A 6818-nucleotide genomic window follows, 5' to 3' on the forward strand; every position below is an offset into this window, starting at 1 on the left:
GGTCGGCGGCAATTTCGGGCAGTCGCTCGGCCCCCTGCTCGCGGCGTTCATCGTCGTACCGTTCGGCCAGCATTCCGTCGCCGTCTTCACCGTGCTGGCCCTGGTCGCGGTTGGGCTTCTGACCGGCGTCACCCGCTGGTACGCGGTGCGCCGGGCAGAGAGAAGCAAAGCGGCCGCCGTCGCCGGCCCGAGCCACCCGCGCAGGATCGTCGTTCGCACCCTCTTCGTGCTGATCGTGATGCTGTTCTCGAAGGTGGTCTATCTCGCCAGCATCAACAGCTATTACACTTTCTATCTGATCCAGACCTTCGGGGTCTCGATCCAGAGCGCACAGGTGCTGCTGTTCGTGTTCCTCGCCTCCGTGGCGGCCGGAACGTTCCTTGGCGGCCCCCTCGTCGACCGATTCGGCGCGAAATTCGTGATCTGGGGCTCGATCCTTGGTGTTCTGCCGTTCACCTTGCTCCTGCCCCATCTCGGGCTCGTGGGCACGATCATCGACACCGTCGCGATTGGCCTGATCCTGTCCTCGGCCTTCTCGGCGATGGTGGTCTATGCGCAGGAACTGACGCCCGGCAATGTCGGCGCTGTGGCGGGCCTGTTCTTCGGACTGAGCTTCGGCCTCGGCGGAGTCGGCGCGGCGCTCCTCGGCATGCTGGCTGATAAGACGAGCCTGACCTTCGTGTACCACCTCTGCGCTTTCCTGCCGGCGATCGGCCTGCTCGGTGGTTTCCTTCCCAACCCGCGTCCGAAGAAAGCCTGACCGGCCGTCGCGTCCGATGTCGCCCGCAGTCCTGGCTGGCCGCGGGCGACCCCAATGGGTTAGGCGCCAAATCCTGTCAAACCGTCAAGATATCGCTTAGCTAGACGTTACCTTAATGTTTATCTGAGCGGACTTCTCCTGCTCTTCGAGACTCCAAAGCAATCATATCTCCGTCAGGTCGAGGAAATTGTCTTCTCCAGCAGAAAATTAGCGTCCCGCACCAGCCGGAGGTTCGGCCTCCATGCCGCCATAATCAGAGCGTCATGAGAATGAATATTCATTCTCGGCGGTCCAATATGTCGGAATCCTCTCCCTTTCTCAACCGGCGCGGCGCCGAAGACAACCGGCGCGAGCGGATCATCGAGGCGGCCGAGCGCGCCTTCGTCCGGCACGGCTTCCACGCCGCCACGATGCAGCATGTCGCGGAAGAAGCCGACATGAGCGCCGGCAACCTCTACCGCTACTTTCCCTCCAAGGAGGCGATCGTCGAGGCGCTGTGCGCGCGCGACCAGGAGGGCCGGGCGGGCGACTTCGTCGAGCTCCTGACGCAAAACGCGGACATCGTCAAAGCCATCTACGCGGGCCTGCGCGATCACGTCTTCTCCAAGCCGCCGGAAAAGGCGCGGATGATCGTCGAGATCTGGGCCGAGGCCGGACGCAACGCCCGCGTCGCGGAGATGACCCGAGCGCTCGACGCGGACGTGCTCAATAAGCTCGAGCGGGTGATCGACGCCGCCAAGGCGGCCGGCGTCGCCTCGCCTGCGCTCGATTCGCGCTTTGGCGCCCGGTTCTTTTTCACGTTCGTCAGCGGTCTTTTCAAGCGGTTGGCGACCGAGCCGGATTTCGACCGCACCGTTGAGGCCGAGATGGCGTGCGGAATGCTGAAGGCGTTGTTTGCCGGGGCGCTCGCGCCCGGAGAGGATTGTTCGCGATGACCCGTTTCCTGGTCTCCCTGGTGGCGCTCGTCGTCGTCATCAGCGCCGCCTGGGGGTACGCGACGCTTGAGCCCTGCTCCGCGCCGACGCAAAAGGTCCGCGCGCTCGGTCTGCCGGTCGTCGCCGCGTCCTGCCCCGTGACAAGCGCCTCCGGCTCAGCCTCCGAGGCGTCGCTAGCGCCGCCTCCCCCGCCCGCGGTGACAGTGACGTCGGCCGAGCGGCGCGAGTTCGTCGACAGGCTGTTCGTTTCCGGCACGCTCATGCCGCGCGACGAGGCGCAGGTCGCCACGCGCATCGACGGGCTGACGATCGTCGAGCTTGACGCCGAAGACGGAGACTGGGTCAAGGCCGGCCAGGTGCTCGCCCGCCTCGACCGGACCCAGCTCGACGCGCTGCTGGCCGAAAACGACGCGGCCGTCAAACGCGCGGACGCCGCGATCGAGCAGGCGAAAAGCAACATCGCCCAGGCGGATGTGCAGGTGAAATGGACGAGCGACGACTTCGATCGCGCGCAAAAGCTTGCCGGCGGCGTGATGTCCGTCTCAACCATCGAGCAGCGCGAGACGGCGCTGAAGACAGCGCAGGCGCAGCTCGCAGCGGCCAAAAACGCCCTGAGTCTCGCCGAAGCCGATCGCAAGGCCCGCGACGCGGAACGTCAGGAACTTGAGGTGCGCATCGGGCGCACCGAGGTGACGGCGCCGGTCTCCGGCCTCGTCAGCCGGCGCTCGGCAAGGCTCGGCGCGACCGCTTCGGCCGCGGGCGAGCCGCTCTTCCGTATCATCGTCGACGGCGCGGTCGACCTCGAAGCGGACGCGCCGGAACAGTCGCTGACCCGCTTCGCCAACGGCATGCCCGCGACCCTGCGCCTGCCCGGCGTTCCGGACTCGGTGCACGGGCATGTGCGCCTGATCTCCCAGGAAGTCGACAAGGCGAGCCGCACCGGCAAGGTGCGCATCGCGCTCAGCGACGTGTCGCACGCTCATATTGGCGCCTTCGCGTCGGCCGAGGTCGAGCTCGTGCGCCGCGACGGCGTCGCTGCGCCGGCCGCGGCGCTTGAGCGCGAGGGCGACGGCGCGCGGCTCTATGTGGTGCACGACGGCCGGATCGAGGAGCGGAAGGTGACGCCGGGCGTCGTCGACCGCGACGAGGTCGAGATCAAGGACGGGCTCGCCGAGGGCGAGACCGTCGTCGCCAAGGCCGCGTCTTTCCTGCGCCCGGGCGACCGCGTGCGGTCGATGCCGATCGCGATGACCGCGACGACCGCGGCGGGAGACTGATTTCCATGCGCCTCAACGTCTCCGGCTGGTCGATCCGGCAACCGATCCCGGCGATCGTCGCCTTCGCGGTTTTGACGATCCTGGGCGTCGTCAGCTTCCGGACGATGTCGATCACCCGCTTTCCCAACATCGACATTCCGATCGTCCAGGTGCACATTACCCAGTCGGGCGCGGCGCCGAGCGAGCTCGAGTCGCAAGTGACGAAGAAGGTCGAGGACGCCGTTTCGAACATCAACGGCGTCTGGCATATCGTCTCGACGGTCACGGACGGCTCGTCGTCGACTGTCGTGCAGTTCAACGTCGGTTCGGTCGATATCGATCGCGCGCTCAACGACGTCAAAGACCAGATCGCCAAGATTCGCACCGACCTGCCGCGCAACATCGATGAGCCGGTCGTCAGCCGGGTCGACGCCGAGGGCCTGCCGATCGTCACCTATGCGGCCTCGGCACCCGGCATGTCGGTCGAGCAGCTGTCCTGGTTCATTGACGATACGGTGGCGCGCGACCTGCAAGGCGTCCGCGGCGTCGGCGAGGTGAAGCGCTTCGGCGGCGTCGACCGCGAGATCCGCGTCTCGCTCGACCCGGAAAAGCTGCTTGCGCTCGGCGTGACCGCCGCGGCGGTCAATGAGCAGGTGCGCGCCGACAACGTCGACCTCGGCGGGGGCCGCGGCGAGCTCTCGGGCCAGGAGCAGGCGATCCGGACGCTCGCCGGCGCGCGCAGCGTCGCCGAACTCGCGGCGCTGCCGATCGCGCTGCCGGGCGGGCGCAGGGTGCGCCTCGACGAACTCGGGACCATCGTCGACGGCGCAGCCGAGCCGCGCACGTTCACCCGCCTGCTCGACCAGCCGATCGTCGCCTTCGCCATCACCCGCGCGAAAAACGCGAGCGACGTCACCGTCGACCAGCGGATTTCCGAGCGCCTCGCCGAGATCCAGGCGGCGCATCCGGAAGTCACGTTCACCAAGGTCGACACTCAGGTCGATAACGAGCTCGGCAACTATCATTCGACGATGGAGACGCTGATCGAAGGCGCCCTTCTCGCCGTCGTCGTCGTTTTCGTCTTCCTGCGCGACATTCGCGCGACCATCGTCACCGCGCTCGCTCTGCCGCTTTCGATCATTCCGACCTTCTGGTTGATGGACGCGATCGGCTTCTCGCTGAACCTCGTTAGCCTCCTGGCGATTACGCTCGTCACCGGAATCCTGGTGGACGACGCCATCGTCGAGATCGAGAACATCGTCCGCCACATGCGAATGGGCAAATCGCCTTACAACGCCGCCGTCGAAGCGGCCGACGAGATCGGCCTCGCCGTCATCGCCATCTCGCTGTCGATCGCGGCGATCTTCGCGCCGGTGAGCTTCATGGGCGGCATCGCCGGGCAGTATTTCCGTCAGTTCGGCCTGACCGTCGCAGTTGCGGTGATCTTCTCGCTTCTGGTTGCGCGCTTCGTCACTCCGGTCATCGCCGCCTATTTCATGCGCGCCCCGAAGGACCACGGGCATGTCGACGGAGCCGTGATGCGCGGCTACACGCGGCTCGTGCGCGCCTCCGTGCGCCATCGCTGGATCACGCTCACCATCGGGGCGCTGATCTTCGCCGCCTCGCTCTGGTCGACCCAGCTCCTGCCTTCCGGCTTCATCCCTGCCGACGACGTCGGGAGGGCTCTGCTCGCGGTCGAACTGCCGCCCGGTTCGCGCCTCGATGACACGGACAAGGTCACGCGGGCGATTTCCGAGAAGCTGCGCGCCATGCCGGAGGTCCGCTCGGCGCTGATCTTCGGCGGCCAGATTCTCGGCGGCGGCGCGGAGCCGCGCAAGGCGACCTTCGTCATCAATTTCGTCCACAAGTCGGAGCGCGAGGCGACGCAGAAGGAGTTGCAGACGCGGATCGGCGCGCTGCTCGCCGATCAGCCCGACATCCGCTTCTGGTTCGTCAGGGACAACGGCCAGCGCGACATTACGCTGATCATCGCCGGGCCTGACATCGACGTCATCAACGACACGGCGAACCAGATCGCCAGCGAAATGCGCTCGATTCCGATCATCGAGACGCCGATGTCGACGGCAGAGCTGGAGCGGCCCGAACTGCGCGTCACGCCGAAGCGCCAGGTCGCAGCCGACCTCGGCGTCTCGACCGAGGCGCTCGCCCAGACAATCCGCGTCGCCACCTTGGGCGACATCGACGCCAATCTCGCCAAATTCAATGCCGGAGACCGGTTGGTCCCGATCCGCGTCCAGCTCGACGAGGCGGCGCGCGGCCGGATGGGCCTCTTGCAGGACCTGCGCGTGCCGACTGCAAGCGGCGGGTCGACGCCGCTCTCCGTCGTCGCGGACGTGTCGATCAGCCATGGACCGACCGCCATCAACCGCTACGACCGCACGCGGCGCGTGACCATCGAGGGCGACCTCAGCGGCGAGACTGCGCTCGGCGAGGCGGTCGCGGCGATCCATGCGCTGCCGACCGCGAAGAACCTGCCGCCCGGCGTCGAGATCCGGGAGACCGGCGACGTCGAGGTGATGGGCGAAGTGTTCGCCTCGTTCGCCGCGGCGATGGGCGCGGGCCTCATGATGGTCTACGCGCTTCTCGTGCTCCTGTTCGGCAGCTTCCTCCAGCCGATCACCATTCTCATCTCGCTGCCGCTGTCGGTCGGCGGAGCGATCCTCGCTCTCCTCGTCACCCACAAGGCGATGTCGATGCCTGTAGTCATCGGCATGCTCATGCTGATGGGCATCGTAACCAAGAACGCGATCATGCTGGTCGACTTCGCGGTCGAGGAGATCGGCCGCGGGACGCCGCGGCTCGACGCTCTGGTCGAGGCCGGCCGCAAGCGCGCCCGCCCGATCGTGATGACCACCATCGCCATGGCGGCGGGCATGTTCCCTTCCGCGCTCGGTCTCGGCGACGGCGGCGGCTTCCGTTCGCCGATGGCGATCGCGGTGATCGGCGGCCTGATCATTTCGACGCTGCTGTCGCTAGTGTTCGTGCCTGCGGTGTTCACGGTGCTCGACGATGTCGGACGTCTCGCGTGGGGTCTGTTCAGCCGTCTGTTCGGCGGCGCCGACGAGGCGGAGCCGGCCGTCGAACGGCCGAAGCCGCTCACGCCCCACCTGCAGGCGCGGCCGGCGAACGACGTGACGGTTCCGGCGGAGTGAGCGTGTGACACGCTACGCTGGCGCCCTTCCCCCTCGAGTTGATTGCGATGACTTGTCGGGAGCGCCTCACTCCCTCCACCATGCTCCACATGGTCCCCCTCCCCCGCCGCGTTCGCGGCGGGGGAGGATATCGCGCTCACGGTTTTCGCGTGGCCGTCCTCCCCCGCGCCCCACGGGGGAAGGTGGTAGGGACCACTCTGCAATCGGGCGCGAGAGGGGAGCGTGACAGACCATGCCCCCGCCGATCGCGCCATGACCCTCGGCCTCGTCCTCGACGGCGGGCGGGCGCGGCGGATGGGCGGAGCCGACAAGGGGCTGGTGCCGCTGGCCGGGCGGCCGATGATCGCCTATGCGATCGAGCGCCTGCGCCCGCAAGTCGCGGCGCTCGTCATCAACGCCAACGGCGACAGGTCCCGTTTCGATGGCTTTGGCCTGCCAGTGGTCGCCGACGATCCGCCGGACTTTTCCGGCCCGCTCGCCGGGGTTCTCGCCGGGCTCGATTACTGCGTGCGCTTCGAGCCCCGCCTGATCCACGTCGCGACCCTGCCCGGCGACACGCCGTTCGCCCCGCCAGACTTCGTAGCGCGCCTGCACGAGGCGCGGCGCGCGGCCCATGCGGACATCGCCGTCGCCGTCTCCGGCCCCCGCACGCATCACGTCGCCGCCCTGTGGCCTGTCGCGATCGTCCAGAATC

5 protein-coding genes are annotated in these 6818 nt (G+C 67.5%); all 5 read left to right on the top strand.

Annotation, left to right across the window (positions count from 1 at the left end; genetic code table 11):
* A partial coding sequence (locus ACLP25_RS09355; protein ID WP_442468928.1) for an MFS transporter occupies positions 1-760 on the top strand: 760 nt, incomplete at its 5' end.
* A gap of 296 nt (positions 761-1056) precedes the next feature.
* Positions 1057-1695: a TetR/AcrR family transcriptional regulator gene (locus ACLP25_RS09360; protein WP_442468929.1), complete on the top strand. Its 639-nt coding sequence runs from the start codon at positions 1057-1059 to the stop codon at positions 1693-1695.
* Complete coding sequence (locus ACLP25_RS09365) at positions 1692-2972, top strand: efflux RND transporter periplasmic adaptor subunit (protein ID WP_442468930.1); 1281 nt, start codon at positions 1692-1694, stop codon at positions 2970-2972. Before ACLP25_RS09360 ends, ACLP25_RS09365 begins: the two co-directional genes overlap by 4 nt.
* A 5-nt stretch (positions 2973-2977) precedes the next feature.
* Positions 2978-6124, top strand: a complete 3147-nt coding sequence (locus ACLP25_RS09370) for an efflux RND transporter permease subunit (protein ID WP_442468931.1) — start codon at positions 2978-2980, stop codon at positions 6122-6124.
* Between the two features lie 222 nt (positions 6125-6346).
* Positions 6347-6818 (top strand): molybdenum cofactor guanylyltransferase MobA (mobA, locus tag ACLP25_RS09375; protein ID WP_442468932.1); only part of this gene is annotated, 472 nt, incomplete at its 3' end.

This window comes from Roseiarcus sp. (assembly GCF_052145395.1).
GTDB lineage: Bacteria > Pseudomonadota > Alphaproteobacteria > Rhizobiales > Beijerinckiaceae > Roseiarcus.

What these genes read in the sequence shown, in the direction of transcription:
- ACLP25_RS09360 (WP_442468929.1), top strand. Translation starts at nt 1,057, where the DNA reads ATGTCGGAATCCTCTCCCTTTCTCAACCGGCGCGGCGCCGAAGACAAC.
- ACLP25_RS09365 (WP_442468930.1), top strand. Translation starts at nt 1,692, where the DNA reads ATGACCCGTTTCCTGGTCTCCCTGGTGGCGCTCGTCGTCGTCATCAGC.
- ACLP25_RS09370 (WP_442468931.1), top strand. Translation starts at nt 2,978, where the DNA reads ATGCGCCTCAACGTCTCCGGCTGGTCGATCCGGCAACCGATCCCGGCG.